This window comes from Amycolatopsis halotolerans, assembly GCF_042647905.1.
Taxonomy (GTDB): Bacteria; Actinomycetota; Actinomycetes; order Mycobacteriales; family Pseudonocardiaceae; genus Amycolatopsis; species Amycolatopsis halotolerans.
Map to the genome: position 1 here is coordinate 1 of NZ_JBHRWI010000029.1, position 25,159 is coordinate 25,159.

The 25,159-nt window shown below is 69.4% G+C and carries 24 protein-coding genes; 11 read left to right on the forward strand and 13 right to left on the reverse strand.

Translation table 11 applies throughout. The features are described from left to right. Positions 1-63: 63 nt before the first annotated feature. Positions 64-1,497, forward strand: a complete 1,434-nt coding sequence (locus ACFORO_RS24525) for a sugar ABC transporter permease (RefSeq protein ID WP_377876202.1) — start codon at positions 64-66, stop codon at positions 1,495-1,497. A 22-nt stretch (positions 1,498-1,519) separates the two neighbouring features. Then, positions 1,520-2,689, forward strand: a complete 1,170-nt coding sequence (locus tag ACFORO_RS24530; RefSeq protein WP_377876204.1) for an ROK family protein — start codon at positions 1,520-1,522, stop codon at positions 2,687-2,689. Between the two features lie 790 nt (positions 2,690-3,479). Here ACFORO_RS24530 and ACFORO_RS24535 read toward each other — a convergent pair. After that, positions 3,480-3,659, reverse strand: a complete 180-nt coding sequence (locus ACFORO_RS24535) for a DUF7455 domain-containing protein (protein WP_037358805.1) — start codon at positions 3,657-3,659, stop codon at positions 3,480-3,482. Positions 3,660-4,000: 341 nt separating this feature from the next. Here ACFORO_RS24535 and ACFORO_RS24540 point away from each other — a divergent pair, with 341 nt between their 5' ends. From ACFORO_RS24540 to ACFORO_RS24550, 3 genes are all read left to right on the forward strand, one after another. Beyond that, on the forward strand, positions 4,001-4,801 hold the full coding sequence (locus ACFORO_RS24540; RefSeq protein ID WP_377868173.1) for an EamA family transporter: 801 nt from the start codon (positions 4,001-4,003) through the stop codon (positions 4,799-4,801). Between the two features lie 64 nt (positions 4,802-4,865). Further along, positions 4,866-6,218, forward strand: coding sequence for a glutamine synthetase (locus ACFORO_RS24545; protein WP_377868094.1), 1,353 nt, complete (start codon positions 4,866-4,868; stop codon positions 6,216-6,218). Beyond that, the gene (locus tag ACFORO_RS24550) at positions 6,206-6,964 is read left to right on the forward strand and encodes a DUF6885 family protein (RefSeq protein WP_377868095.1); all 759 of its coding nucleotides are present in this window, start codon (positions 6,206-6,208) and stop codon (positions 6,962-6,964) included. The genes ACFORO_RS24545 and ACFORO_RS24550 overlap by 13 nt, the downstream gene beginning before the upstream one ends. Here the strand turns inward: ACFORO_RS24550 and ACFORO_RS24555 are convergent. Then, positions 6,931-7,329, reverse strand: a complete 399-nt coding sequence (locus ACFORO_RS24555; protein ID WP_377868096.1) for a winged helix-turn-helix transcriptional regulator — start codon at positions 7,327-7,329, stop codon at positions 6,931-6,933. The two genes, ACFORO_RS24550 and ACFORO_RS24555, sit on opposite strands and share 34 nt — an antisense overlap. A gap of 74 nt (positions 7,330-7,403) precedes the next feature. Between ACFORO_RS24555 and ACFORO_RS24560 the strand changes: the two genes are divergently transcribed. Further along, positions 7,404-8,024 carry an NAD(P)-dependent oxidoreductase gene (locus ACFORO_RS24560; protein WP_377868174.1) on the forward strand — a complete coding sequence of 207 codons (621 nt, stop codon included), beginning with the start codon at positions 7,404-7,406 and terminating at the stop codon, positions 8,022-8,024. A gap of 2 nt (positions 8,025-8,026) precedes the next feature. Here the strand turns inward: ACFORO_RS24560 and ACFORO_RS24565 are convergent, their stop codons facing one another. Genes ACFORO_RS24565 through ACFORO_RS24575 form a run of 3 tightly spaced genes read right to left on the reverse strand, consistent with a single transcriptional unit; the run spans position 8,027 to position 11,359 of the window. Continuing rightward, positions 8,027-9,460, reverse strand: coding sequence for an APC family permease (locus tag ACFORO_RS24565; protein ID WP_377868097.1), 1,434 nt, complete (start codon positions 9,458-9,460; stop codon positions 8,027-8,029). Between the two features lie 40 nt (positions 9,461-9,500). Beyond that, positions 9,501-10,154 (reverse strand): response regulator, encoded by a 654-nt coding sequence (locus ACFORO_RS24570; RefSeq protein ID WP_377868098.1) that lies wholly within the window; start codon positions 10,152-10,154, stop codon positions 9,501-9,503. Next, on the reverse strand, positions 10,151-11,359 hold the full coding sequence (locus ACFORO_RS24575) for a sensor histidine kinase (protein WP_377868099.1): 1,209 nt from the start codon (positions 11,357-11,359) through the stop codon (positions 10,151-10,153). The genes ACFORO_RS24570 and ACFORO_RS24575 overlap by 4 nt, the downstream gene beginning before the upstream one ends. Positions 11,360-11,450: 91 nt before the next feature. Here ACFORO_RS24575 and ACFORO_RS24580 point away from each other — a divergent pair, with 91 nt between their 5' ends. The 4 genes from ACFORO_RS24580 to ACFORO_RS24595 are packed head-to-tail and all read left to right on the forward strand — an operon-like array spanning position 11,451 to position 13,601. Then, on the forward strand, positions 11,451-12,020 hold the full coding sequence (locus tag ACFORO_RS24580; RefSeq protein ID WP_377868100.1) for a hypothetical protein: 570 nt from the start codon (positions 11,451-11,453) through the stop codon (positions 12,018-12,020). Then, entirely contained in the window at positions 12,017-12,220 is a 204-nt protein-coding gene (locus tag ACFORO_RS24585; RefSeq protein ID WP_377868101.1) for a hypothetical protein, read from the forward strand. The genes ACFORO_RS24580 and ACFORO_RS24585 overlap by 4 nt, the downstream gene beginning before the upstream one ends. Positions 12,221-12,230: 10 nt before the next feature. Continuing rightward, positions 12,231-12,608, forward strand: a complete 378-nt coding sequence (locus tag ACFORO_RS24590; protein ID WP_377868102.1) for a hypothetical protein — start codon at positions 12,231-12,233, stop codon at positions 12,606-12,608. Between the two features lie 21 nt (positions 12,609-12,629). Continuing rightward, entirely contained in the window at positions 12,630-13,601 is a 972-nt protein-coding gene (locus tag ACFORO_RS24595; protein WP_377868103.1) for a phosphotransferase family protein, read from the forward strand. Here ACFORO_RS24595 and ACFORO_RS24600 read toward each other — a convergent pair. The 7 genes from ACFORO_RS24600 to ppgK all read right to left on the reverse strand — a co-directional run bounded on the left by ACFORO_RS24600 (position 13,593) and on the right by ppgK (position 23,464). Then, positions 13,593-14,528, reverse strand: coding sequence for a hypothetical protein (locus ACFORO_RS24600; protein ID WP_377868104.1), 936 nt, complete (start codon positions 14,526-14,528; stop codon positions 13,593-13,595). The genes ACFORO_RS24595 and ACFORO_RS24600 overlap by 9 nt on opposite strands. 80 nt (positions 14,529-14,608) lie before the next feature. After that, a complete protein-coding gene (locus ACFORO_RS24605) occupies positions 14,609-16,300 on the reverse strand; it encodes an ABC transporter family substrate-binding protein (protein WP_354750567.1) in 1,692 nt (563 codons plus the stop codon). A gap of 40 nt (positions 16,301-16,340) precedes the next feature. Then, a complete protein-coding gene (locus ACFORO_RS24610) occupies positions 16,341-18,473 on the reverse strand; it encodes an ABC transporter ATP-binding protein (protein WP_377868105.1) in 2,133 nt (710 codons plus the stop codon). After that, positions 18,470-19,477 carry an ABC transporter permease gene (locus ACFORO_RS24615; protein ID WP_377868106.1) on the reverse strand — a complete coding sequence of 336 codons (1,008 nt, stop codon included), beginning with the start codon at positions 19,475-19,477 and terminating at the stop codon, positions 18,470-18,472. Before ACFORO_RS24615 ends, ACFORO_RS24610 begins: the two co-directional genes overlap by 4 nt. After that, positions 19,477-20,454, reverse strand: a complete 978-nt coding sequence (locus ACFORO_RS24620; protein ID WP_116205697.1) for an ABC transporter permease — start codon at positions 20,452-20,454, stop codon at positions 19,477-19,479. The genes ACFORO_RS24615 and ACFORO_RS24620 overlap by 1 nt, the downstream gene beginning before the upstream one ends. Positions 20,455-21,057: 603 nt before the next feature. Further along, positions 21,058-22,479, reverse strand: a complete 1,422-nt coding sequence (locus tag ACFORO_RS24625; RefSeq protein ID WP_377868107.1) for an RNA polymerase sigma factor — start codon at positions 22,477-22,479, stop codon at positions 21,058-21,060. A gap of 223 nt (positions 22,480-22,702) precedes the next feature. Then, positions 22,703-23,464: a polyphosphate--glucose phosphotransferase gene (ppgK, locus tag ACFORO_RS24630; protein ID WP_377868108.1), complete on the reverse strand. Its 762-nt coding sequence runs from the start codon at positions 23,462-23,464 to the stop codon at positions 22,703-22,705. A gap of 64 nt (positions 23,465-23,528) precedes the next feature. Between ppgK and ACFORO_RS24635 the strand changes: the two genes are divergently transcribed. Beyond that, a complete protein-coding gene (locus tag ACFORO_RS24635; RefSeq protein ID WP_354750572.1) occupies positions 23,529-24,356 on the forward strand; it encodes an inositol monophosphatase family protein in 828 nt (275 codons plus the stop codon). A gap of 38 nt (positions 24,357-24,394) precedes the next feature. Here the strand turns inward: ACFORO_RS24635 and cei are convergent, their stop codons facing one another. Beyond that, positions 24,395-25,078 carry an envelope integrity protein Cei gene (gene cei / locus ACFORO_RS24640; protein ID WP_354750573.1) on the reverse strand — a complete coding sequence of 228 codons (684 nt, stop codon included), beginning with the start codon at positions 25,076-25,078 and terminating at the stop codon, positions 24,395-24,397. Between the last annotated feature and the right edge of the window lie 81 nt (positions 25,079-25,159).

A 25,159-nucleotide genomic window follows, 5' to 3' on the forward strand; every position in this document is an offset into this window, starting at 1 on the left:
CCCCAGGGCCCACCGATCCTACGAATGACCAGTTCAGACCCAACAAAGAAGGTAGGACCTGCCATGACCGAAACTTCCGAGAAGCCGCAGACGCCGGACGCACCCGCCGGGGCGATCGCCGACTTCGGCATCGACACCACCTCGATGTCCACCGGCGAGGCGATCAAGGACTACTTCGCGCGGATGAAGGACGGGCAGCTCGGCTCGATTCCCGCCGTGCTCGGCGTGATCGTGCTCGCCGTCCTGTTCAGCGCGCTGTCCGGCGACTTCTTCACCCTGCAGAACATCGCCAACCTGCTGGAGCAGGGCGCGGGCCAGACCATCATCGCGATGGGCATCGTGTTCGTGCTGCTGCTGGGCGAGATCGACCTGTCCGCGGGCACCGCTTCCGGCGTCTGCGCGTCGCTGATGGCGCTGCACTATGTCCGCAACGGAAACTTGCTGGGTTCCATGGGAACCGGCGTCTTCATCACGTTCATCGCGGTGCTCGTGCTCGCGGTGGTGCTCGCGCTGCTGCAGAAGATCTGGGCCGGGGCGGCGGTTTCGCTGATCGGCATCGTGGTGATCCTGGTCGGCGCGCCGGTCAACGCGTGGGTCGAAATGCTCATCGCGGTCTGCACCGGCACCGCGATCGGCTGCATCACCGGTTTCCTGGTGTCGAAGATCGGGATGCCGTCCTTCGTCGTCACACTGGCGCTGTTCATCGTGTGGCAGGGCGTGATCCTGCAGTTCGTCGGCGAGGGCGGCACGCTGCCGATCGGCACCAGCGACACGCTCAACGCGGTGGCCAACGGCAATCTCTCGGTGGTCGGCAGCTGGGTGCTGTGCGTCGTCGCGGCCGGCGGTTACGCCGCGCTCGCGCTCGGCCAGCACTTCTCGCGGCTCAAACGGGGGCTTGTCGTGCAGCCGACGCCGATCGTGCTGGCGAAGGTCGGCGCGCTCGCGGTGGTCGCCGTGGTCGCGACGGCCCTGCTCAGCATCAACCGGTCGCCGAACAGCCTCGTGGTGATCGAAGGCGTGCCGTACGTGGTGCCGATCGTCCTGGTCCTGCTGGTGGCGGGCACCTACGTGCTCAACCGCACCAAGTACGGCCGGCACCTGTACGCGGTGGGCGGCAACAAGGAAGCCGCGCGCCGGGCCGGCATCAACGTGCCGAAGCTGCGCACCAGCGTGTTCGTGATCAGCTCGTCGTTCGCGGCGATCGGCGCGATCGTGTACTCGTCGAAGGTCGGGTCGGTCAGCGGCCAGTCCGGCGGCTTGAACACGCTGCTGTTCGCCGTCGGAGCAGCGGTCATCGGCGGCACGTCGCTGTTCGGCGGCAAGGGCCGGATCATGGACGCGGTCATCGGCGGCGCGGTGCTGGCGATCGTGAACAACGGGCTCGGCCTGCTCCAGCAGAAGGCCGCGGTGGTCGACATCATCACCGGGCTGGTGCTTTTGCTGGCCGCGACCGTCGACGCGCTCTCGCGACGGCGGGCTGACGCATCGGCTCGCTGAGGGCTGATGGGAAGATGACGCGGTGAGCAGCCCGCCCGTCGCCCGCCCGGACGAGGTGCGCCGGCACAACCGCACGACCCTGTTGCGCCTGCTGCACGTCGGCGGGCCCAGTACGCGGGCTGCCCTGGCCACCGAACTGGGGCTCAACCGGAGCACCATCAAGACCCTCGTCGACGGCCTCGCCGAGGCGGGAGTCGTCGAGGAGAAAGTGCCGAGGCCGGGACGAGGGGCGGGCCGCCCCTCGCTCCTGGTCCTGCCGCAGCCGCACGCCGCGGTGGTGCTCGCGGTCGACCTGCAGGTCGAGCACGTGGCGATCGCGCTGGTCGGGCTCGGCGGGCAGATTCTCGGGCGCAACAGCTGGAATCTGCATGCCCGGACGCGGACCGCGGACGAGGTCATCACGCACGTGATCGAGTCGACCCGGGTGCTGGCCGGGGATCTCGGCGTGGAACCGGTGGCGGTCGGGGTCTCGGTGCCCGGGGTGGTCCGGCGGGCGGACGGGCTGGTGCATGAGGCGCCCAACCTGCGGTGGACCGATGTGGCGCTCGGGGACCGGTTGTCCGCGGTGCTGCGGATTCCGGTGCTGGTGGCCAACGACGCCGAACTGGGTGCTGTTGCCGAGCATCTGCGCGGCGCGGCCCGGGGGTCTTCGGATTCGGTTTACGTGTCCGCGGATGTCGGCGTGGGCGGCGGAGTGATTTCGCAGGGGTCTTCGCTGCGCGGGGGCGCGGGGTACGTCGGCGAGATCGGGCACATGGCGATCCGGCCTGGCGGGCGGGCTTGCTATTGCGGGAGCCGCGGGTGCTGGGAGACCGAGATCGGCGAGGCGGCGTTGTGCCGGGCGTTGGGGTTGCCGGAGGACACGCCTCGTGGCGCGATTCTCGTTGAGCTGCGCGAGCTGGGGCTGGATGCTGACTCGGCCGCTGCCCGGCTCGAGGAGTACGCGGAGTGGCTCACGTTGGGGTTGGTCAACGTGGTCAATCTGCTGGGGCCTGAGCTGGTGGTGCTGGGGGATTTGCTGACTGTGCTGCCGGAGTCGGTGATCCGGGCTATCGCCGAGGAGGTTCGGCGGAGGAGTTTGGTTTCCCGGGCTGTCGGGGGGACTCGGATTGTGAGTTCGGCTTTGGGGGCGGATGTGAAGCTGCTGGGGGCGGCTGAGGTGGCTTTCGAGGTGGTTCTGGATACGGTTTGAGGCTTGTCCTCGTGGCGTCGGTGCGTTCCGCATCGCGGGTGCGGGTAGGCACCCCGAAGCTGATTGTGATGACGGGCGGCGGGTGCTTGTCAAGGCGGGAAAGATGCCTTGACAAGCACCCGCCGTCCGCATTTCGGCTTCGTATCGGGGTGCAGGGCGGGGGCTGGGTGCCCCGCCTGGGTGAGTGCACTGGGTGCGGGTGCGGGGCTTTTGACGTCCGTGAGGGGAACCCTGAGGGAATCAGAGTCCCTCAGGGTTCCCCTCACGGACATCAGCGGGAGGCGACGAGTTTCGTGGGGCCCGTGGCGTCCGAGGTCCGTGAAGGGCTCCTTGAAGGAATCTGATTCCTTCAAGGAGCCCTTCACGGACCTAGCAGGCGGCTGTTCGCTCTGTTGATGGGCGGGAACGCATCGAGGCAGCTGCCGTGGAAGGCCTGTGTGGCGTCTGCTCGGCGGGCGTGTGGGGCCTGCATTCGCCCAGCGGCAGGTATGCGGCCAGTGTTCGCCCGAGCGGCCGGGGTGCGAAGGTCAGGACTCGCCCAGCAGCGGCGTCCGGGGGCGAGAACTCGCCCCCGCGGCTGGCGTGAGCGGGCCGCCACCCCCGCACCAGCACTCGCTAGACACAGCCTGGGGGCGCCTCACAGCCCAAACGGCAGGCACCGAGGCTGTACAAACCCGAGGGCGCGAAACCCGCTCACCCCGTCCCACCCGATCACCTCGCCCGGAAACGCCGGAGGCGGCAAGCGCACGTCGCGCCTGCCGCCTCCGGGTCGAATCTGTCGGTGAGCGATCTACTTCTGGATCTCCGCGGCCAGTTCCTTGAGCTTGGCCTCGTGCTCGCGGGCGTGGTGCCCGCAGAAGAGCAGCTCGCCTCCGGAGCTGAGGACAGCGCGTACCTGAGCTGCTGCTCCGCACCGGTCGCATCGGTCGGCTGCGGTCAATTCGGGGCGGGTGAGCGTCGGTGTTGTCATGGGGGTCTCCCTCCGTCCCGGCACCGGTCGCCCGGTGCCTCGATCCAGCTACGCCCACTTCGGTCTCGATGCCTTCGGCGGGGATCGCTTCCGGCTCCGCGGTGTTCGTGCTTCCACTCTTGCAGACGTTTGGCGGCCCGCAAGTGTTCCCGCGCCGGTGGGAGGTGCGTCACGCCGAATTAGCCCGGTTGCCGCAGCGTCATCCCATCCCGTAGGACCAGACCACCCGGAACGGAGCGTTTTCCGTGGTCAGGCACCATGCGGGAGTGGGCATTGCACTCTCTCGGAAACGCGTGAACGCGATTCCGGCACCGGTCTTGTTCGTTCTCAGCGGAATTTCGATGTATGCCGGTGCGGCCATCGCGGTCGACCTCTTCGGGCACGCGACGCCGTCCGGGGTCGCGTGGTTGCGCTGTCTCGGGGCGGCCGTCGTGCTGCTGTTGTGGCGGCGGCCGCCGAGGGCCGCCTGGCGGGGCAAGCGGCTGCTGCTCGCGGGCGCTTTCGGCGTGGTGACGGCCGGGATGAACGTGGTCTTTTACGAGGCCATCGCGCGGCTGCCGCTGGGCACCGTCGTCGCGCTGGAGTTCGCGGGGCCGGTCGTCGTGGCCGCGGTCGGGTCGCGGACGCGGCGGGACCTGATCGCGCTGGTCCTGGTGGCTTTGGGGGTGGTCGCGATCGCGGACGTGCGCATCGCGGGCAGTCCGCTCGGGGTCGTGTTCGCGCTGGCCGCGGCGGCCGCGTGGGCGGGGTACATCGTGCTCGGCAAGCGGGTCGCGATCGAAGGGGACGGGCTGGATTCGCTGGCGGTCGGGTTCGTGGTGGCGACCGTCGCGCTGTCGCCGCTCGCGTTCGGCACCGGCGAAATGTGGGGTTCGCCACGCATGCTGCTGCTCGGGATCGGCGTCGGCGTGCTGTCGACCGTTGTGCCGTACGCGCTCGACCAAGTGGTCCTGCGCCGCCTCGGGCAGGCTCGGTTCGCGGTGCTGCTGGCGTTGCTGCCGGTGACGGCGGGGGTCGTCGGGTTCCTGGTGCTCGCGCAGGTGCCGAGTGCGGTCGAAACGGTAGGGACGCTGGCCGTCGTCGCGGGCGTGGCGTTGCGCAGCCGCGACGACGCCGGACCGGTCACTGAGCCGCCCGGGTGAACACTCGCGGATGGCCCGGGCGGCCCCGGCCCGCGATACTGATCCCGAGCCCGAGGAGGTTGCCATGACCAAGGCGGCGTCGGCGGCGGCGAAGGACCTGGCCGCGGCGGGGGTCGGTGGCGTCCATCTCGCCTGGGCGGACAACAACGGCATCCCGCGCTCGCGCGTGGTCCCGGTCGGCGGACTGGCCGACGCGGCGGTCCGCGGCGTGGGCGCGACCTCGCTGTTCGCGGTCTTCGACAGCCACGACGCCATCACCTACGCCCACTCCGGCCTCGGCACGCCGTCCGGCGACGTCCGGCTCGTGCCGGTCGTGGAACGGCTCCGCCGGCTCGCCGGACAGCCCGCGCTCGCCTGGGCGCCGGTGCGGCAGCTCGCCGCGGACGGTTCGCCCTGGCCGTACTGCCAGCGTTCCGTGCTGGAGCGGCAAGTCGCCGAGGCGGCGCAGCGCGGGCTCGAGTTCCGGGCCGGGTACGAGCTGGAGTTCTCCGTCGCCCCGGCGGGCAGCGAAGACGTCGTGTCCGCGCCGGGGCATCGCGGCCCCGCGTATAGTCCGCACGCGCTGATCGGTCTGGACGGGTTCGTCGCCGCGCTGCTGCACGATTTCGCCGCCAACGGCTTGCAGATCGGCCAGTTGCACGCGGAATACGGCGTGGCGCAGCTGGAATTGTCGCTCGCGGCCACGGATCCGGTGTCCGCGGCGGACGATCAGCTGCTGGCCCGCCAGACCGTCCACGCCGCCGCGCACGCACACGGACTCGTGGCGAGTTTCGCGCCGATGATCGGCCTCGGCGCGGCCGGGAACGGCTGGCATCTGCACACTTCCGTCCGCCGCAAGGGCCGCAACCTCCTGGCTGGCGACGGCGTACCGGAGGGCGAAGGCGCGGCCTATCTCGGCGGGCTGCTGCGGGATTTGCCCGCGCTGACGGCGATCACGGCGCCGAGCGTGCCCTCGACGATGCGGTTGCGGCCGGGGTTTTTCGCTGGCGCGTATGCGTTCTGGGGAGTGGAGAACCGCGAAGCGCCGCTGCGGTACATCCCGGGTACGGCGTTGCTCGGGACGGAGCACGCGAATGTCGAGCTGAAGACGTCGGACGCGTCGGCCAACCCGTATCTCGCGCTGGCGGTCGTGCTCGCCGCCGGAATGGCCGGGATCGAGGATTCGGCGGTCCTGCCGGAGCCGATCGCGGAGGATCCGGGCGGCTGGAGCGAAGGGGAACGGAACACCGCGGGCGTGCTGCCGCTGCCGGCGAGTCCGTCCGAACAGGACACCGCGCTGCTGGCGAACCCGCGCGTGTCCGGGGCGCTGGGGGACGAGCTGCTCGGCGCGTTCCGCGCGGTGCGCGCCTCGGACGCGGCGTGGGCCGCCGAACGGGCGCCTGAGGAGATCGTGGCGGCGCATCTGTGGCGGTACTGAACACGGGGCTTTCCGACGTCCACTGGCTTCCCGGCGGTGCGCGCCTGGTCGCCGAAGCCCGGGCGGAACTGCCGCAGAAGGACGGCTTGGCGGCGGCCTTCACCGCGCTGGTGGCGTTGCGCGCGGCGGACATCGCGGTGCCGGACCAGGACGAGGTCGCGATCGCTGCCGGGACTGTGCGCGCACCGGTCAGTCTTCCGGCAGGCGCGTTGTCCCGCAACGACTTCCGGCTTCCGATTCCCTTCGCTGAGAAGGCTGCGGGCACCTCGGTGACCGGATTGACCGCGGCTGTCCGGACCTTGTCGGAGGACCGGCTGGCGGTGGTTCCGGCGGCGGGGGAGTGGCGCGCTTCGACGGTCTCGGATTTGTTGCTGGGCCTGTGGGAATTGCCGCGGGTGGCGGTGCTGGCGCGGGTCGACCCGGCGGAACTGGGCGCGCCGGACACGCCGGAACGCGCGCTGCTGGACTATCTCGACACCGGCATCCCTCCATTGTGGACGAACCGGTGGCGTCCGCCCGCACCGCATCACGTGCTGATCGCCGGAGTGCGGCTCGGTGCGGAGGGAACTCTGCTGTCCATTGTGGACACTTACCGCGAGCTGGGCGACGAAGGCGTGCACGACCAGCCGGTGGAATGGGTCGCGGCGGGACTGGAGTCGGTGCTGCTGGTGGCGGACGCCGGGCACGCGGAGGCGTTGGCGCAGGCGGTTTCCTACGCCGGGTTGCGCAGCGCCGGTGTGTCGTAGCGCTCCTGCGCGTCCAGCAATTCCTCCCAATGTTCCGCGACCCAGCCGTACACCACCCGCATCGGCTCCAGCAAGCTGCGCCCAAGCGGTGTCAACGCATACTCGACACCCAACGCCGGGTCGGCATGCGCAGTACGGGACACGAGTCCGGAACGTTCGAGACCGCGCAGCGTCTGGGTGAGCATCTTCGGCGTGACCCGATGCAACGGCACCCGCAGTTCGGAAAACCGCCGCGGACCGTCCTCCAGGCAGCGGATCACCAGCGCGGACCACTTGTCCCCGAAGCGGAACGGCACCATCGCGGACGGGCACAGTTCCTCGAACAGGTCGGGAGGCAACGGCTCCAACGGCTGCCGAACGGTCATCGCGGTCTCCTCTCAGTATCCCGGAGGGAACCGGCCCCCTGGCTACCTTCCAGAGCACCGACACTCCAGGAGGTATTCCCACGATGAGCAAGATCGTCATTTTCGGCGCGGGCGGCCGGGCCGGACGGCAGGCAGTCGCCGAGGCACGGCGGCGCGGGCACGAAGTCACCGCAGTGGTCCGCGATCCCTCGCGCTATCCCGACCTGGCAGATGTCGTTGCCGGCGATGTCACCGACGAAGCAGACGTCGCAGCCCTCGCCGCCGGGCACGACGCGGTCATCAACGCGGCCGCGGTCTACGGCGAGGGCACCGACCCGCACGCGTTCTTCACCGACGCCGCACGCGCTCTCGTCACCGGTCTGCCGCAGGCCCGGCTGGTCGCGGTCGGGCTGTCCGCGCTGCTGCCCGCCGCCGACGGAACCCCGGTGCTGGATTCGATTCCGGCCGAGTTCCGGCCCTTCTGCCTGGCGCACGCGGCGGGGCTCGAGGTGTTGCGCGCCGAAGGCACCGGGCTGGACTGGGTGTACGTCAGCCCGGTCGGCGACTTCGACCACGACGGCGAGCGCACCGGCCGCTACGAAATCGGCGAGCACGGCGACCTCTCCGCCAAGATCTCCTACGCCGATTTCGCCGTGGCCTTGCTCGACGAGATCGAGAACCCGCGGCACCTCCGCGTGCACCTCGCGGTGGCCTGAACCTACTTCGCGAAGCGGGAGTGCTTGCGGCCGTAGAAGAAGTAGATCAGCAGGCCGATCACGAGCCAGGCGGCGAACCGGATCCAGGTCATCACGTCGAGGTTCAGCATCAGGTAGAAGCACGCCACCGCGGCGATGATCGGCAGCACCGGCGAGAACGGCACGGTGAACGGGCGCTTCAGGTCCGGGCGGCGTTTGCGCAGCACCGGCACCGCGACCGCGACGATGATCATCGCCGACAGCGCGCCGATGCTGACCATGTCGGCCAGCGCCGAGATCGGCACGAACGCCGCCAGCACGGCGATCAGCGCGGCCCCGCCGATGGTCATCCGGTGCGGCGTGCCCCAGCGCGGGTGCGCCGTGCCGATGGCCTTGGGCAGCAGGCCGTCGCGGCCCATCGCGAAGCCGATCCGGCCGATCGTGACCAGTTCGACCATCATCACCGACGTCAGCCCGGTGACGGCGCCGAGCGAGATCAGCGCGCCGACCCAGTGCTGGCCGACCCGGTCGAACGCGTCCGCGAGCGGCGCGCCGGAGTCGATGTCGGTGTAGTGGACCATGCCGGTGAGCACGATCGACACGCCGATGTAGAGCACCGCGCACACGGCCAGCGCGCCGAGGATGCCGACCCGGAGGTCCTTGCGCGGGTTGATGGTCTCCTCGCCGAGGTTGGCGAGCGCTTCGAAACCGGTGTAGGCGAAGAACACGACGGCCGCGGCGGTGACCATGCCGGCGATGCCGTACACCGACTGCTCGAGCCCGAGCGCGGCCTGGACCACTGGCTGGTGCAACGCGTTCGCGCTGCTCGACGGCGGCTGCGCGGGCGGCACGAACGGGGTGAGGTTCGCGCCCTTCACGAAGAACACGCCGACGGCGAGGATCAGCACGCACACCGCGACCTTGACGAGCACCAGCACGTTCGTGAGCCGCGCGGACTCCTTGATGCCGACCACGGCCACGATCGTCAGCACCGCGATGATCAGCACCGCGCCGATGTTGACCTTCGCGTCCTCGCCGAACCAGTCCGGCGACAGCCCGAGCAGGTTGGCGAGGTAGCCGGACCAGCTGCGCGACACCACGGCCGCGCCGAGCGCGAACTCCAGCAGCAGGTCCCAGCCGATGATCCAGGCGAAGATCTCGCCGAGGGTGGCGAAGGCGTAGGTGTAGGCGCTGCCCGCGGTCGGCACGCTGGACGCCAGCTCGGCGTAGCAGAGCGCGGCGAGCCCGGCGACCACCGCGCCGATCACGAACGACAGCGTCACCGACGGCCCGGCGTGCGTCTTGGCCTCGACCCCGGCGAGGGTGAAGATCCCGGTGCCGATGATGATGCCGACGCCGAAGCCGATCAGGTCGCGTCCCCTGAGCCGCCGCTTCAGCTCGCCGGATTCCTGCCGCTTGAGGACTTCGTCGACGTCGAGAGTTCTCCGCACACCCATGGGGGAACGTTAGAAGGTGCCGGCCGGATGCGCAGATCGGCTATCCGGGTGGTGTGAGGCCGCAGTCCTGGGCCAGGATCGCCGCCTGCACCCGGGAACGCAGGCCGAGCTTGGCCAGCACCCGGGAAACGTGCGTCTTCACCGTCGCCTCGCCGATGTACAGCCTCGCGCCGATCTCAGCGTTCGAAAGCCCGGCGCCAAGGCATCCCAGCACCTCGCGCTCGCGTTCGGTGAGGTCCGTCAGCCCGGTCGGCGCGGGCGACGGTTCGGCCGGGGTGCTGGCGAAGGCGGCGATCAGCCGTTTCGTGACCTGCGGGGCGAGCACGCCCTCACCGGCCGCGACGAGCCGGACGGCCTCGATCAGCCGCGGCGCTTCCACCGACTTCAGCAGGAACCCGGCGGCCCCGGCGCGCAGTGCGGCGTGGACGTACTCGTCGAGGTCGAAAGTAGTGAGGACGAGGACCTCGGCGAGCCCTTCGGCGATCAGCTGCCGGGTGGCGGTGATCCCGTCGGTGCCGGGCATCCGGACGTCCATCAGCACGACGTCCGGCCGAAGCGCGCGGGCTTGGCGCAGCGCGACCTCGCCGTCGGCGGCTTCGCCGACCACCTCGATGCCGTCGGCGTTGCCGAGGATGAGCGCGAGCCCGGCGCGGATGGCGCCGTGGTCGTCGGCGACGAGGACTCGGATGGTCATGGTGCCTCTCCGGCGAGGGGAAGTTCGGCGTGGACAAGCCAGCGCGGCCCGGACGGACCTGCCCGCAGGGTGCCGCCGACGGCGTGCGCGCGCTCGCGCATGCTCAGCAAACCGTGCCCGCCGCTGTCGACCTGGGTCGGCGCGCCGAGCAGTTCATTGCCGATCTCGACGGTCAGCGTGCCGTTGGCCACTCGCAGCCGCACCGTCGTCTGGCTGCCTGGCGCGTGTTTGACCGCGTTGGTGAGCGCTTCCTGCGCGATCCGGTACGCCGTGAGATCGACGGCCGTCGGGAGTTCTTCGTCCACAGTGGAATCCACGGTGACCGTCATGCCCGCCGCGCGCGCCGATTCCACCAGCCTGGACAGTTCGGCCAGCCGGGCCGGAGCGGTCACCTCATCGTCGGTGGACTCCGAACGCAACAGGCCGATCATCGCGCGCATTTCTTCCAGCGCGCGCACGCTGTTCTCCCGCACCGCGACGAGCACGGTCTGCGCGGTCTTCGGATCGTCTGCCATGGACAGTGCCGCCTCCGACTGGATGGCGATGGCCGACAAATGCCCGGCGACGACGTCGTGCAGGTCCCGGGCCATCCGCGCGCGTTCGGCCGCCACGGCCGCCTTTCGGTCCAGCGCGGAGATCGTCGCGAGCTGCTCGGCGTTGGCGCGTTCGGTCGCCGCGATGTCGCTCTGCTGGCGCACATTCGCGCCCCACCACACCGGGACCAGGAGGAACGACAGCATGCCGAACACGCCGAACGCAGCCGCTCGCCAGCCCGCTATGGCCACGAAGACGAACAGCACCGCGAGCGTGGCGGCTGCGGTCACTCCGACCAGCGCCCGGGTCGTCCGGCGGGAGCCGTGCATCATGGCGGAGTACAGGAAATCCGTGTACGCGACGACGATCGGCAACGACAGACCCAACACGACGTCGACTCCGACGATGCCGGTCGCGATCAGCAGCCCCCACGGCACTGTCCGGCGCAGGAACAAGGCGAGGCACATCGCGCCGAGTTCGGCGAAACGGATCCAGAGCGGATACGGGTCGCTGTCGCCCTGCAGCCGGTGGACGCCGATGAGGTACAGCATCGTGCCGCCGGCGAGGACCGCGAGCGCGACGAGGCCGTTCTGCTGCCACGGCGGCAGTTCGCGCGGCCGGGGGAGGACCGAGCGCAGGTCTCGCAAGCGCACCCGACCATGACAGCACACCGCGGCGGCCCGGTCGTCCTACGAAATGATGACTCCCCGATCGTGCCGTCCGCTGACGCGCTCGGACGTCCGCGCCCGCGAAAGTGGACCCATGGACGAGATTCTGAACAGCCCGATGACCGCCGCCATCGTGGCGTGCGAGATCGGGTTCTGGGTCTTCATCGCGGCCGGGCTGCTGACCCGGTACGCGCTGCGCAAGCAGAAGGCCAGCACGGTGCTGCTGGCGCTGGTGCCCGTGGTCGACCTGGTGCTGCTGGTGATCACGGTGATCGACCTGATGAACGGCGCGGTGCCGAACCTGACGCACGGGCTGGCGGCGGTGTATCTGGGCTTCTCGGTGGTGTTCGGGCCGTCGATGGTGGAGTGGGCCGACGTCCGGTTCGCGCACCGGTTCGCCGGCGGGCCGCGTCCGGAGAAGCTGTACGGCCGGGCGAAGGCCCGCAAGGAATGGCGCGAATGGGGCAAATGCGTGCTGGCGTCCGCGATCAGCGCCGGGTTGCTGGTGCTCGCGATCGCGGTGGTCGGCGGCTCGGGCCAGGCCGAACCGCTGTGGGGCTGGCTGCCGCGACTGGGCACGGTCACCGGCCTGTGGTTCGTCTTCGGACCGCTGTGGCAGGAGATCTTCGGCTCTTCCGCACCGAAGAAGGAGGCGTCGCGATGATCGAGCTGTTCGGCATTCTCCTGGTGGTGCAGGGCGCGGGCGGGCTGATCAACCGGCTCGCCGGGGCGGAGCACCCGAGCTGGTTCGTCCAGTTGCACGTCTTGCCGCCGCAGCTGCACGTGATCGCCAGCATCGTCCTGCTCGGGGCGGGCGTGGCGGTGCTGTTCTCGAACCGGGCGCGCAAACGCCGCCGCGGCTAAACTCGGCAGGGTGGCGGCCGGTCCGGTTCTGCTGTTCGCCGTGGTCAGCGTGGCACCCTCGGCGTTGTTCTGGGCTGCCCTCCGCCTGCCCGCGCTCTGCCGCTGGCTTCGTCGGCGACGCGCTGCTCCCGTGCCGTCCGAACCGCCGGTAGAGCAGGTGGCCGCAGACCTGCGCCGGGTACGCCGGATCCTCGCGCAGCTTCCCGCCGGAACGCCCGCCGCGCGGCGGATCGGCACCCGGCAGGCGTACGACGAACTGCTCGTCACCGCCTGCCGCGAGCTCGGCGTCGAACACCGGCTCGACGGCTTGCGCGAGGGAACCGACCGCGATCTCGAACGGCTGCGGATCGAGGATTCGCTGAGCCGTAAAGGATTCGTGCTGTCCTGAGCGGAGTGGCAGGATGCCCCGGTGGACTTCCAGCCAAAGAACCGGCCCTCAGACGCGTTCCAGCAACCCCTCACCGCCGAGCAGATCGAACTGCTCTGCCGTCGTGCGCTCGGCACCACCGTGCGGTCGGCGGTCGAAATCGGATGGGGCGCGTACAACAACACCTACCGGGTGGAGCTGGCCGACGGCCCGGCGATCCTGCGCGTCGCCCCGGAACCGGCGCGGCAGAACCGGATCGAGCACCAGTTCATGCGCAACGAATACCTCGCCGCGCCGTACTTCGCGCCGATCTCGCCGCTGATGCCGCGCACGCTCGCCGCCGACTTCACGCACCAGGTCATCGGCCGGGATTACGTCCTGCAGGCGGTTCTTCCCGGAGAGCCCGGCCCGGAAGTCCTTTCCGCGCATACGCCGGAGGAGCGGGCGCCGTACTTCCGCCAACTCGGCGACATCACCCGCGCCATCCACGAGGTGCGCGGCCCCGGGTTCGGCGTTGTCACCGGTCCGCATTTCGCGACCTGGAGCGAAGCACTCATCGCGTATTTCGAGGACAACGCGGCAGACGTCGAAGGCCTCGGCCTCGACGGGGCGGACCTGCGCGCGACGGCCGCTTGGGTGAAGCGCGACGCCGCGCTGCTCGACGAGATCACCGAACCGCGCCTGATGCACGGGGACCTGTGGCACGTGAACGTGATGCTGACGCCGGAGCTGGAGATCGTCGGAGTGTTCGACCACGACCGCAGCTGGTGGGGCGACCCGGCGGCGGACTGGACGATCCGCATGGCCTCGGTGAAAACGGGTTCGAGGCGGGACTGGTTCTGGGACACCTACGGGCGACCCGACGAGTCCCCGTCGGCGCGGCGGCGGGCGCTGTACTACGAGGCCCGGCACCTCGGCGCGGTGCGGCTGGAACGGCAGCGGCTCAAGGAGCAGGACGTGGACGAGACGTACGCCGATGTGGCCGAGATCCTGGCGGCGTTGGAGTCAGAGTGAGGGGTCGGAGCCGCGGAGTGCGGCCCACCAGAAGCCGAATGCGGCGATCAGGACGCTGACGGTCAGCCATCCCGCGAATCCGCTGCCGTCGACCAATGCCCAGAACGCACCGACGACCGGGGCGACGGCCAGCACTGGCAAGTCGGCACGGAACTGACGCGCGAGGCGTACCGGCGTGGCAGCGGCAAGCGTGCGTTCCTCGTCCGGTGCGGAGGGGTTGTCCAGCCGACGGCCGCGAGGCTCGCCAGTGCGCACCGAACCCGCCGGGTACAGCACCTCGCCGTCGATGCGGACGGCGACATGACGGTCCGTGCGCAAGTCGCCCAGCACCTCGACCCGAGAAGGCGACGGCAGGCCGATCAACGTCGGCGAGAAGTACACCGGGATCCACCGGGGCGTCGCGGTGTCGGTCTCCAGCCACGACCGCGTCAGCAAGCCGCGCTGCACCTTCACCCGGCGCATCGGCACCGAGGAGCCCGTCTTGCGCCGCGACGGTTGCACAAAGCGCGTGAAGAGCAAGAACCCGTTCACCGCAAGCATCGCGACCACTGCCACCACAGTGACCGTCGCGTACGTCGAGGCGCGGTCGGCAGTCACCAAAGCCGAAGCACCGGTCGTCACTGCTCGCGAAGGAGCCGACGGGTCGTAGCGCACCGGAACCTTCGCGCCCAGCCTCGGGGGAGTGGTGTCCAGCTCGACCGCCGCGCTTGCTTCCGGCTGGTTCGGCACCGGGAACCGCACCGTGACGGTGGCCTCGTCGACCCGCGAAACGATTCCGGTCGTGTTCACCGTCAGGCCCTGCAGCCGCGGCCGGGTGCTGGTGAACTCCAGCAGCTGCACCACGAACACCACCGCGCACGCGACGAACACGACCGCACTCGTCACGAGAATGTGCCGTACCGGCCGCAACCGCAGGAACTTCCGCACAGAGATCACCTTAACTGTCCAAAAAGGAAGGAGCGGCGCGGGGAGTCCGCGCCGCTCCTTCGATTCCCGCTGGGGGAGGATTACTTCACGAACCCGATCTTGACGAAGTCGTACGGGGTGTTCGCGTAGCCCGGCGAACCGAAGTTGCCCAGGGTCTTGCGAACGGCGAAGGCACCGGTCGACTGGAAGATCGGGAGCTGGTGGCCCAGCGCCCAGATCTCCTTGTCCGCGGCGTTCAGGTCCGCGGCCCGCTTGGTGTCGTCCAGTTCCTGCGCCGCGGTGTCGATCAGCTGGTTCACCTTGTCGCTGCCGATGTGGCCGTAGTTCTGGTTGACGTTCTTCGGGTCGAAGTAGTAGATGCCCTTGCTGCCGCCGATCGGGAACGAGTTCGAGATCCAGCGGAACAGCGTGAGGTCGAAGTTGCCGACGTTCACGTAGTTCTTGAAGAACTCGGCCGTCGGGACCGCGACGATGTCGATGCCCACGCCGATCGCCTTCAGCTGCGACTGCAGGATCTGGCCGGTCTGCTGGCTGATCGGGGTGCCGGTCGGGATGACCAGGCGCAGCTTCAGCTGCTTGCCGTCCTTGGCGCGCAGGTCGCCGGACTGCTTCCAGCCCAGCTTGTCCAGCTCGGCCTTGGCCGCGTTCTGGTCGAACTTGTACGGCCCGCTGTTGTCCTCGTAGCTCTTCGAGCCCTTGAGGAACCAGTGGTTGCCCAGCGGTGTGGTGTCCTTCTGCATCTGGCCGAGGATCGACTTCGAGATGCTGACGGTGTCGACGCCGCGCATGACGGCCACCCGCAGGTCCTTGTCCGCGAGGATCGAGGACGAAGCGCCGTTGAGCGTCATGTGCGTGTAGTCAGGATAGGTCGACTGGCGCACGACCGCGTTCGGGTCCGACTGGGCCCGCTTGAACGCGTTGATGTCGTTGTTCAGGTTGTAGAAGTCGATCTGCCCGTTCGCGAAGGCGTCGGCCAGCGCGGGACGGTCCACGACCTTGAAGGTCACGGTGTCCAGCTTCGGCTTGTCGCCCCACCAGTTCGGGTCGCGCTCGAACACCGCGGTCTTGGCGGTGTTGTCCACGTCCTTGATCTTGAACGGACCCGCGGTGATCAGCGCCTTCTGCGCCCACGCCTTGTTGAAGGTGTTCGGGTCGGCGTTCAGCTCCTTCGGGTAGAAGGGCGAGAACAGCGCCTTCCACTCGGCGAACTTCTTGCCGAAGGTCACCTTGACGTCGAGGTCGTCAGTGCCCTTCTCGACCTTGGCGATGTCCTCGTAACCGGTGGTGCCGGAGACCTGGTAGGCCGGGTCCTTGCCGTTGAGCACCTTGGCCTGGGCGGCGAAGTCCTCCCACGAGAACTGCCGGCCGTTGCTCCACTTGGCCTTCGGGTTGATCTTGTACTCGACGACCTGCGGGTCCTGGCTGACCAGCTCGGCCGAGGTCAGGTAGTTCTTGTTCACCGAGACCGACGCGTCGGCGTTCTGCGTGAAGATGTACGGCATGATCGCGCCGTCCATGTTGGCGCCGTCCAGGACCGTGCCGTCGACCTGGTTGTAGTTCCAGTTGTCCGGCATCGAGTCGATCGGCCACTTGAAGTCGCCGCCGTCTTTCAGCTTGTCCAGCGGCTGCTCGTTGATGTCCGCGGTCTTGACGCCCGTCGTGCCGGCGTCCTGCAAACCCTTGTCGCCGCCGCCGCTGCCTCCGCCGCAAGCGGCGAGCAGAAGCCCCAGAGCGGCAACGGGGGCCACGAGTGCGGCCATTCTCCGTCGCATGTGTTTACCTTCCTTCTTCTGGTGTGCCAACGGATTGTGGCTACACAACTTCGCGGGTCTTGGCGTAGTGGCACGCCACGTCGTGGTCCTGCGCGCGGGACTCGCGCGGGGGTTCGACGTCGACGCACTTCTTCTTGTCCTCTTCGGACAGTTGGGAGAAGACGAAACACCGGGTGCGGAACCGGCAGCCCGACGGGGGGTTCGCCGGGCTGGGCAGGTCGCCGGTGAGGATGATCCGGCCGCGCTCGCGCTCCTTGGCCGGGTCCGGGATCGGGATCGCGGACAGCAGCGCCTGGGTGTAGGGATGCTGCGGCGCCTCGAAAACCGTGCGGACGTCGCCGATCTCCACGATCTTGCCGAGGTACATCACCGCCACGCGGTCGGCGATGTGCCGGACCACGGACAGGTCGTGCGCCACGAACAGATACGACAGGCCCAGCTTGGCCTTCAGCTCGTCCAGCAGGTTGATCACGCCCGCCTGGATCGACACGTCGAGCGCGGACACCGGCTCGTCGAGCACGATCAGCTTCGGCTCCAGCGCGAGCGCCCGCGCGATGCCGATGCGCTGGCGCTGCCCGCCGGAGAACTCCGCCGGGTACCGGTCGGCGTGCTCGGGGCGCAGGCCGACCAGCCCGAGCAGTTCCGGCACGCGCTTGGAGATGCGCTCCTTCGAGAACCCGTGCGTGACCATCGGCTCGGCGATGATGTCGCCGATCGGCAGCCGGGGGTCGAGCGCGGCCATCGGGTCCTGGAAGACCACCTGCAGGTCGCGGCGGATGGACTTGCGGTCCTTGGCCGAGAGCTTCCCGACGTCCTTGCCGAGCACCGCGACCGAACCGTGCGCCGGGGCGGCCAGTTCGAGGATCTCCATCAGCGTGGTCGACTTGCCGCAGCCGGATTCCCCGACCAGGCCAAGGGTTTCGCCCTCGACGATGTCGAAGGTGATCCCGTCGACCGCGCGCACCGTGCCGATCTTGCGCTTGAAGACGGTGCCCTTGCTGACGGCGTAGTGCTTCTGCAGCTCCCGCACGTCCAGCACGGTCGAGCGCTGGGCGCGCGGCACGGACGCGACCGCGGCCTCCTCGATCACCTCGGCGCCGTAGACCTCGGCGGCGTCCGCTTCCGGACTGGCGAGTTCCTCGGTGCGGATGCAGGCGGCCCGGTGCGTCGTGTCGACCGGCGCGTTCGGGTTGCCCGGCGTGATCGTGAACAGCTCCGGCTCGGCCGTGTGGCAGGCCTCGATCGCCAGCGGGCAGCGCGGCGCGAACGGACAGCCCGACGGCAGGTTCACCAGCGACGGCGGCTGGCCCTCGATCGGCACCAGCGGCTGCTTCTCCCGCGCGTCCACGCGGGGGATCGAACCGAGCAGGCCCAGCGTGTACGGCATCCGCGGCTGGGCGTAGATCGTGTCGACCGGACCCTGCTCGACCGCGCGCCCGGCGTACATCACCATCAGCCGGTCGGCGAACCCGGCGACCACGCCGAGGTCGTGCGTGATGATCACGATGCCGGCGCCGGTGACCTCCTGCGCGGTCTTCAGCACCTCCAGCACCTGCGCCTGCACCGTCACGTCGAGCGCGGTGGTCGGCTCGTCGGCGATGATCAGGTCCGGGTCGTTGGCGATCGCGATGGCGATCACCGCGCGCTGGCGCATGCCGCCGGAGAACTCGTGCGGGAACGCCTTCGCGCGCGCCGCCGCGTTCGGGATGCCGACCAGGTCGAGCAGTTCGACCGCGCGGTTGTTCGCCTGCTGCTTGGTGACCGTGCCCTTGCCGTGCACCAGCAGCGCTTCGGCGATCTGCGCCCCGACGGTGTACACCGGGGTCAGCGCGGACAGCGGGTCCTGGAAGACCATCGAGATCTTCTTGCCGCGGATCTTCGACAGTTCGGTGTCGGACTTGCCGATCAATTCGCTGTCCTGGAAGCGGATCGAGCCCGACACGCGCGCCTGCGGCGGCAGCAGCCCCATCACCGCCAGCGACGACACCGACTTGCCCGAACCGGACTCGCCGACGATGCCAAGCACCTCGCCCGCGGCGACCTGGTAGTTCAGCCCGCGCACCGCGTGCACGCGGCCGGATTCGGACGGGAAGGACACTTCGAGGTCGGAAACCTCGAGCACGGTGCCGGTCGGCTTGCCCGTTTCCGCGCTCAACTCGAGTGCGGCGCTCATGCCTCTGCTCCAACGGTCTTCGTCGACGTGGTCGACTTGGTCTTTTCTTCGATCCGCTTGCGTTCCTTGCGCCGCGAACGGCTGGACGACGGGTCGAGCGCGTCGCGCAGGCCGTCGCCGACGAAGTTCACCGCGAGCACGGTGAACACCAGGAAGCCGGCCGGGATGTAGAACAGCCACGGGAACGTGCGGACCGCGTCGGAGCCCGCCGAGATCAGCGTGCCCAGCGAAACGTCCGGCGCCTGCACGCCGAAGCCGAAGAACGACAGCGACGTCTCCATGATGATCGCGACGCCGACGTTGATCGTCGCGTCGATGATCAGCAGCGACGCCATGTTCGGCACGATGTGCTTGAAGATGATCCGCCACGGGGACTGGCCCATGAACTTGGCGGCCTTCACGAACTCGCGCTCGCGCAGCGTCAGCGTCATGCCGCGGACGATGCGGGCGGTGATCATCCACTGGAACAACGCGATCAGGCCGACCAGGATCAGCCAGGTCTTGCCGCGGAAGGCCGGCGACAGGATCGAGATGATCAGGAACGGCGGCAGGATCAGCAGCAGGTCGACGACCCACATCGACACCCGGTCGGTCCAGCCGCCGAAATACCCGGCCGCGGAGCCGACGATCGAGGCCACGCCGGTGGAGAACAGCGCGGCCAGCAGGCCGATGGTGAGCGACTTCTGCAGTCCGCGCATGGTCTGCGCGAACATGTCGCCGCCGATCTGGTTGGTGCCGAACCAGTGCGTGCCGTCCGGCGGCATCAGCGTCGAGGCCGGGTCGAGTTCGTCGTAGCCCCACGGCGAATACCAGCTGTAGGTGAACGCCAGTACGTAGAACAGGAGGATCACGACCAGGCCGGCGACGGCCAGTTTGTTGCGGAAGAACCGGCGGGAGACGAGCTTGCCGCGGCTGGAGGACTTCCCGCTCTGCTGCTCGGTCTCCGTTTCCGTGGCGGCGACGGCCGAATCGGCGAGGTCGGCCTCGTTCAATGGGGCGGCCATCAGATCCTCACCCTCGGGTCGAGCGCGGCGTAGAGCACGTCCGCGAGCCAGCCGGCGAGCAGCACGCAGATCGCGATGAACAGGGTCACGGTGGTGACGATGTTGGTGTCCTGCTTCTGGATGCCGGTCACCAGCCAGTCGCCCATGCCGTACCAGCCGAAGATCTTCTCGGTGAAGACGCCGCCGGTGATGAGCAGGCCGAAGCCGAACGCGAACAGCGTCGCCATCGGGATCAGCGCGGTGCGCAGGCCGTGCTTGAACAGCGCGCGCCTGCGGGTGAGGCCCTTGGCCTGCGCGGTGCGCAGGAAGTCCGAGCCGAGCACGTCGAGCATCGCCGAACGCTGATAGCGGCTGTAGTAGGCGACCTGGGTCAGCACGATCGCCAGGGTCGGCACGATGATGTGCTGCAGCCGGTCGAGCAGGACGTCGCCGAAACCGCCGTCGATCGCGCCGCCCTCGCCCTGCACGATGAAGAACTGGTACCCGTCGAGCAGGTTGTCGTTGACCGACTGCGCGCCCGCCTTGAGGATCGTGGCGATCACGAACACCGGCGTCGACAGCACCACGAAGGAGAACGTGGTGGCGAGGTAGTCGCTGATCTTGTACTGCCGGATCGCGCTGACCACGCCGACCAGCACGCCGATGATGATGCCGATCGTGATGCCGAGCAGGAACAGCCGCAGGCTCACGCCCGCGCGGCGGAACAGCTCGTCGGTGATCGCCTGATCGGCGACAGTGCGGCCGAAGTCGCCCTGGATGACGCCGCCCAGCCACGTGAAGAACCGGTGCGGGATCGCCTGGTCGAGATGCAGTTCGGCGGCCTTCGCGTCGATGGTCGCCTGCGGGGCGGGCGGGTTGCGCAATTTGAGCGCGTCCAGCGGGCTGAAGGACAGAGACGCCAAGGAGAACGCCGCGAAAGTCGCGACGAGGCACAGGGCGATGTAGTTGACGAGTCTGCGGAGGAGGAACCCGATCACAGTTGCCTCGCTTCACCGGGGCCGGAGGATCCGCTCCAAGCCGCCGGGCTTCCCTGGCTCGCTCGCGATTGAGTTTTCGTCGAAAACACTGGGCGGTGCTGCCTTCCAATACTGACGCTCGTTGTGGGCGCAGCTTAATGGCGATCAGCCGTTGCGATCTTCGTTCTCAGGCAACCAAACAATCACGATTTCCGCGTTCGGGCGGAGAACAACCGACTTTAGCCTCTTGTCCGGGTCCCAGTGTCGCGGTGGGTGCGCGACTGTGCACCGGCGATGAGTATTCCGGAACGGTTCCGGGGGTTCCGGGTGAACGGTTGTGAACGGGAAACGGACAGGCGCGGAACGTCCGCTGCTCGGCGGTGCCGCCGAGACGCGCGTTCCCCCGCCGGAACCGGGCCCGTGCATTCCGGTTGTGCCGCAGCGTAATTCGCATCGGGATCCCGCGTCTCCGGGTTTTCCGGACCGGCCGGCGTCCACTGTGGTCGGGCGAAGGAAGGATTTCGCGGAATTGCCAGCTCGGCTCCGAGCGCGTTGTTGTCGGTAAACGCGAAAAACCCCGCCGCCGCGTAGTGCGGGGCGGGGTTTTCGCGGGAACTGGGAAGCTCAGTCCAGGTAGTCGCGCAGGACCTGCGAGCGCGACGGGTGGCGCAGCTTCGACATCGTCTTCGACTCGATCTGCCGGATCCGCTCGCGCGTGACTCCGTAGACCTGGCCGATCTCGTCGAGGGTGCGCGGCTGGCCGTCGGTGAGGCCGAAGCGCAGCCGGACCACGCCCGCCTCGCGCTCGGACAGCGTCTGCAGCACCGACTGGAGCTGGTCCTGCAGCAGCGTGAACGACACCGCGTCCACCGCGACGACCGCTTCGGAGTCTTCGATGAAGTCGCCGAGCTGCGAGTCGCCCTCGTCGCCGATGGTCTGGTCCAGCGAGATCGGCTCGCGCGCGTACTGCTGGATCTCCAGGACCTTCTCCGGCGAGATGTCCATCTCCTTGGCGAGCTCCTCGGGCGTCGGCTCGCGGCCGAGGTCCTGCAGGAGTTCGCGCTGTATGCGGCCGAGCTTGTTGATGACCTCCACCATGTGCACCGGGATGCGGATGGTGCGGGCCTGGTCGGCCATGGCGCGGGTGATCGCCTGGCGGATCCACCACGTGGCGTACGTGGAGAACTTGTAGCCCTTGGTGTAGTCGAACTTCTCCACCGCGCGGATCAGGCCGAGGTTGCCCTCCTGGATCAGGTCCAGGAACGCCATGCCGCGGCCGGTGTAGCGCTTGGCCAGCGACACCACGAGCCGGAGGTTCGCCTCCAGCAGGTGGTTCTTGGCCCGCTCGCCGTCGCGCACGATCCACTTGAGGTCGCGGCGCATCTGGGTGACGAGCTTCTCGCCCTCCTCCTCGGCGGTGCGCACGCGCTCGGCGGCGTAGAGCCCGGCCTCGATCCGCTTGGCGAGCTCCACCTCCTCCTCGGCGTTCAGCAGCGCGACCTTGCCGATCTGCTTGAGGTAGGCGCGGACCGAGTCGGCCGACGCGGTGAGCTCGGCGTCCTTGCGCGCCTGGCGCAGCGCCTCGGACTCCTCCTCGTCCCACACGAAGTCCGGGTTGTCCGAGGACTTGCCGCCCTTGTCCGCCGCCGCGGCGCGACGGCGCGCGGCAGTGGACGTGGCCGCGCTCGCGGGCCCTTCGGTCGTTTCGGCCTCGTCCGCGTCGTCGGAGTCGTCGTCATCGTCGGTCTCGTCGTTGACCGTTTCGTCGACGACGTCGACCTCGACCTCTTCGAGATCGGACAGGTCCGGGCTGTCGAGTTCGGCCTCGTCGAGGTCGACCGGGCCGTCGGGATCGCCGTCGCCGGTCTTCCCGGCGGCCTTCTTCGCCGGAGCCTTCTTGGCCGGAGTCTTCTTCGCGCCCGCCGACTTCGCGGCGGTCTTGCGCGCCGGGGACTTCGCCGCTCCGGTGGCTGCCTCGTCGGCCGGCTCGCCGGCTTCGGTCGCTGTCTTCGTCCCGCCTCGGGTTGCGGTTCTTGCGGCTGCCACTTACGCCCTTTCGCAGCGGTCGATCATGACGAGCCGAGATGTCGCCACCTCGGCTGCCTCACATTCGGGGAACACGCCTCGGCCTGCGGTTTTACCTCCGCAGCTCCTGCGCCGTGTTCCATTGTAACGACGTCGGCCCACTGCGTCGCGAAGCGATCACCCTCCGGCCCCCTACCCGGCGCCTCCCGGTGACCGGTCCGAGACCCGGCGCGGGCCTTCCCGCTCAGTGCCCGGCGCCCTCCGCGGCGGCCGCGGCGGCCCCGACGATGCCCGCGTTGTTCTGCAGCGACGCGACGACCACCGGCGTGCGGATGTCGAGCAGCGGCACCCACTTCTCGGCCTTCTTGCTGACGCCGCCGCCGACGATGAACAGGTCCGGCCAGATCAGGTTCTCCAGCACCGAGAGGTACCGGTGCACCCGCTTGGCCCACTGCGGGTACGACAGGCCCTCGTTGTCCTTCACCGAAGCGGCGGCGCGTTTTTCCGCGTCGTGGCCGTCGACCTCCAGATGGCCGAATTCGGTGTTGGGCACGAGCTTGCCGTCGTGGAACAGCGCGCTGCCGATGCCGGTGCCGAAGGTGAGCAGCGCGGTCACGCCGGTGCGCGCGGCCGCGTCGCCGAAGCGGACCTCGGCGAGGCCCGCGGCGTCGGCGTCGTTGAGCATCGTGACTTCCTCGACGCCCTTGCCGAGCCGCTTCGCGAAGAGCGCCTCGGCGTCCGTGCCGATCCACTTGCGGTCGATGTTGGCCGCGGTGTGCGCGGTGCCCTTCTTCACGACCGCGGGGAGCGTGACGCCGACCGGGCCGTCCCACTCCGCCGCGCGGACGATCTCGGCGACGACGTCCGCCACCGCGTCCGGCGTCGACGGCTGCGGCGTTTCGATCCGGTGCCGGTCCCCGATGAGCTGTCCCTGTTCCAAATCGACCAGCGCGCCTTTGATCCCGCTGCCGCCGATGTCGATTCCGAAACCTCGGGTCGCCGTCACTGACGTGGTCCCTTCTCGCACGATTCAGAAGTCTGCTGCGGAGACTTTAACCGGATGTGATGACATGGCGGGCGTGGGAGTTGACGAGGCGATGCGGAACGACCTGAAGGACACCGCCGAGCAGGTCGCGGTCGAGGCCGCGCACCTGGTCCGGACGGCATGGGTGCGGATGCGGTCCGGCGGCGAGGTCGCGGTGGACACGAAGTCGGCGGAGACCGACGTGGTGACCGCGGTGGACCGGGAGTCGGAGGAACTGGTGCGCGCGCGGCTGGCGCGGATCCGGCCCGGGGAACCGGTGCTGGGGGAGGAGGGCGGCGGTTCGGTCGGGGGCGGGGTCACCTGGGTGGTCGATCCGATCGACGGGACGGTCAACTTCCTTTACGGCCTGCCGGCCTTCGCGGTGTCGATCGCCGCGCAGATCGACGGGGTGTCGGTCGCGGGAGCGGTCGTGGAGCCGGTGAGCGGGCGGCGCTGGACGGCCGTCCGGGGCGGCGGTTCGTGGCTCGACGGCGACCGGCTGTCGGTGTCGAAGGCGGACCGGCTGGACCTGGCGCTCGTCGGGATGGGGTTCTCCTACGCGCGGGACCGCCGGGTCCGGCAGGGCAAGCTGACGGCGGACCTGGTCGGGCGCGTGCGCGACATTCGCCGCGGGGGAGCGGCCTCGCTGGACCTGTGCGCCGTCGCGGCCGGCTGGCTGGACGGATTCTTCGAGCACGGCCTGCACCGCTGGGACTGGGCGGCTGGGGCGTTGGTGGCCCAGGAAGCGGGCGCGACGGTGCTGCTGCCGGGCGAGGCGGCCGATCTGGGGGAGGACTCGACGTTCGCGGCGTCGCCGGGGATCGCGGCGGACCTGCGCGCGGCGTTGGCGGCGGGAGGGGCGGCGGAGGTGTGACCGCGGGTCGTGCCTGCTGATCTCGTTCGCGGACGAGGTCAGCAGGTGACGGCGCGGGCCGAGGCCAGGAGCGTCTGGTCGATCACTGGCGCGCCGGGACTGGCCGATTGCTCGCTGCTGCCGCCGCCCTGATGCGACTGCGACCAGGCGGTGAGCTGCTTAAGGATCTTGACCGCCTCGGGGCGGGGCTGGATGTCGGTGAACAGCTTGCCGGTGGCCAGGTCGACGGTGGCGTCCTTGCGGGTGTCGTGGACCAGTTCGGCGCAGGGGATCACGAGGCTGACCGTGCGGGCCGCGGCGGCGCCGTTGTCGCCGTAGCGGATCTGGCCGCGGCAGCGCGCGTCGCCCTTCGGGTACGCCGGGTCGTTGCCGGGATCGCCGATCGCGGTGAAGCCGAGATCGCGGAGCGCGTTGGTGGCGATGCTGCCCTGCCCGCGCGTGCTGCTCGCGTTGAGCACCTTCAGCGCGACCTTGTCCGGGGGCATCGGCGAGTGGTCGTCCAGGCCGTTGTGCGGCACCGAGGTGTAGGTCATTCCCGGCGGGGCTTTGGGCTCGGGATTGCAGCGCACCGCCTCGTCGACGTCGCCGCGGCCGACCACGGCGTTGACCCAGACGAACACCGCGCCGAGCGCGAGCACGCCGATCACGATCAACGCGGGCAGCGGACGGTGCTTGCGATAAGGCCGCGCACCACGGTTCCCCGACCCGTTCCCCGACGCCACCTGCCCCGTCCCTTCCCCTCGCAGAACCGGCCGCGGTAACCCCGCCGCGCCTCGCGGTAACCGCCAGCGTACGCACCGGCG

What these genes read in the sequence shown, in the direction of transcription:
- ACFORO_RS24525 (WP_377876202.1), top strand. Translation starts at nt 64, where the DNA reads ATGACCGAAACTTCCGAGAAGCCGCAGACGCCGGACGCACCCGCCGGG.
- ACFORO_RS24535 (WP_037358805.1), bottom strand. Translation starts at nt 3,659, where the DNA reads ATGACAACACCGACGCTCACCCGCCCCGAATTGACCGCAGCCGACCGA.
- ACFORO_RS24540 (WP_377868173.1), top strand. Translation starts at nt 4,001, where the DNA reads ATGTATGCCGGTGCGGCCATCGCGGTCGACCTCTTCGGGCACGCGACG.
- ACFORO_RS24545 (WP_377868094.1), top strand. Translation starts at nt 4,866, where the DNA reads ATGACCAAGGCGGCGTCGGCGGCGGCGAAGGACCTGGCCGCGGCGGGG.
- ACFORO_RS24555 (WP_377868096.1), bottom strand. Translation starts at nt 7,329, where the DNA reads ATGACCGTTCGGCAGCCGTTGGAGCCGTTGCCTCCCGACCTGTTCGAG.
- ACFORO_RS24565 (WP_377868097.1), bottom strand. Translation starts at nt 9,460, where the DNA reads ATGGGTGTGCGGAGAACTCTCGACGTCGACGAAGTCCTCAAGCGGCAG.
- ACFORO_RS24570 (WP_377868098.1), bottom strand. Translation starts at nt 10,154, where the DNA reads ATGACCATCCGAGTCCTCGTCGCCGACGACCACGGCGCCATCCGCGCC.
- ACFORO_RS24580 (WP_377868100.1), top strand. Translation starts at nt 11,451, where the DNA reads ATGGACGAGATTCTGAACAGCCCGATGACCGCCGCCATCGTGGCGTGC.
- ACFORO_RS24585 (WP_377868101.1), top strand. Translation starts at nt 12,017, where the DNA reads ATGATCGAGCTGTTCGGCATTCTCCTGGTGGTGCAGGGCGCGGGCGGG.
- ACFORO_RS24605 (WP_354750567.1), bottom strand. Translation starts at nt 16,300, where the DNA reads ATGCGACGGAGAATGGCCGCACTCGTGGCCCCCGTTGCCGCTCTGGGG.
- ACFORO_RS24610 (WP_377868105.1), bottom strand. Translation starts at nt 18,473, where the DNA reads ATGAGCGCCGCACTCGAGTTGAGCGCGGAAACGGGCAAGCCGACCGGC.
- ACFORO_RS24615 (WP_377868106.1), bottom strand. Translation starts at nt 19,477, where the DNA reads ATGGCCGCCCCATTGAACGAGGCCGACCTCGCCGATTCGGCCGTCGCC.
- ACFORO_RS24635 (WP_354750572.1), top strand. Translation starts at nt 23,529, where the DNA reads ATGGCGGGCGTGGGAGTTGACGAGGCGATGCGGAACGACCTGAAGGAC.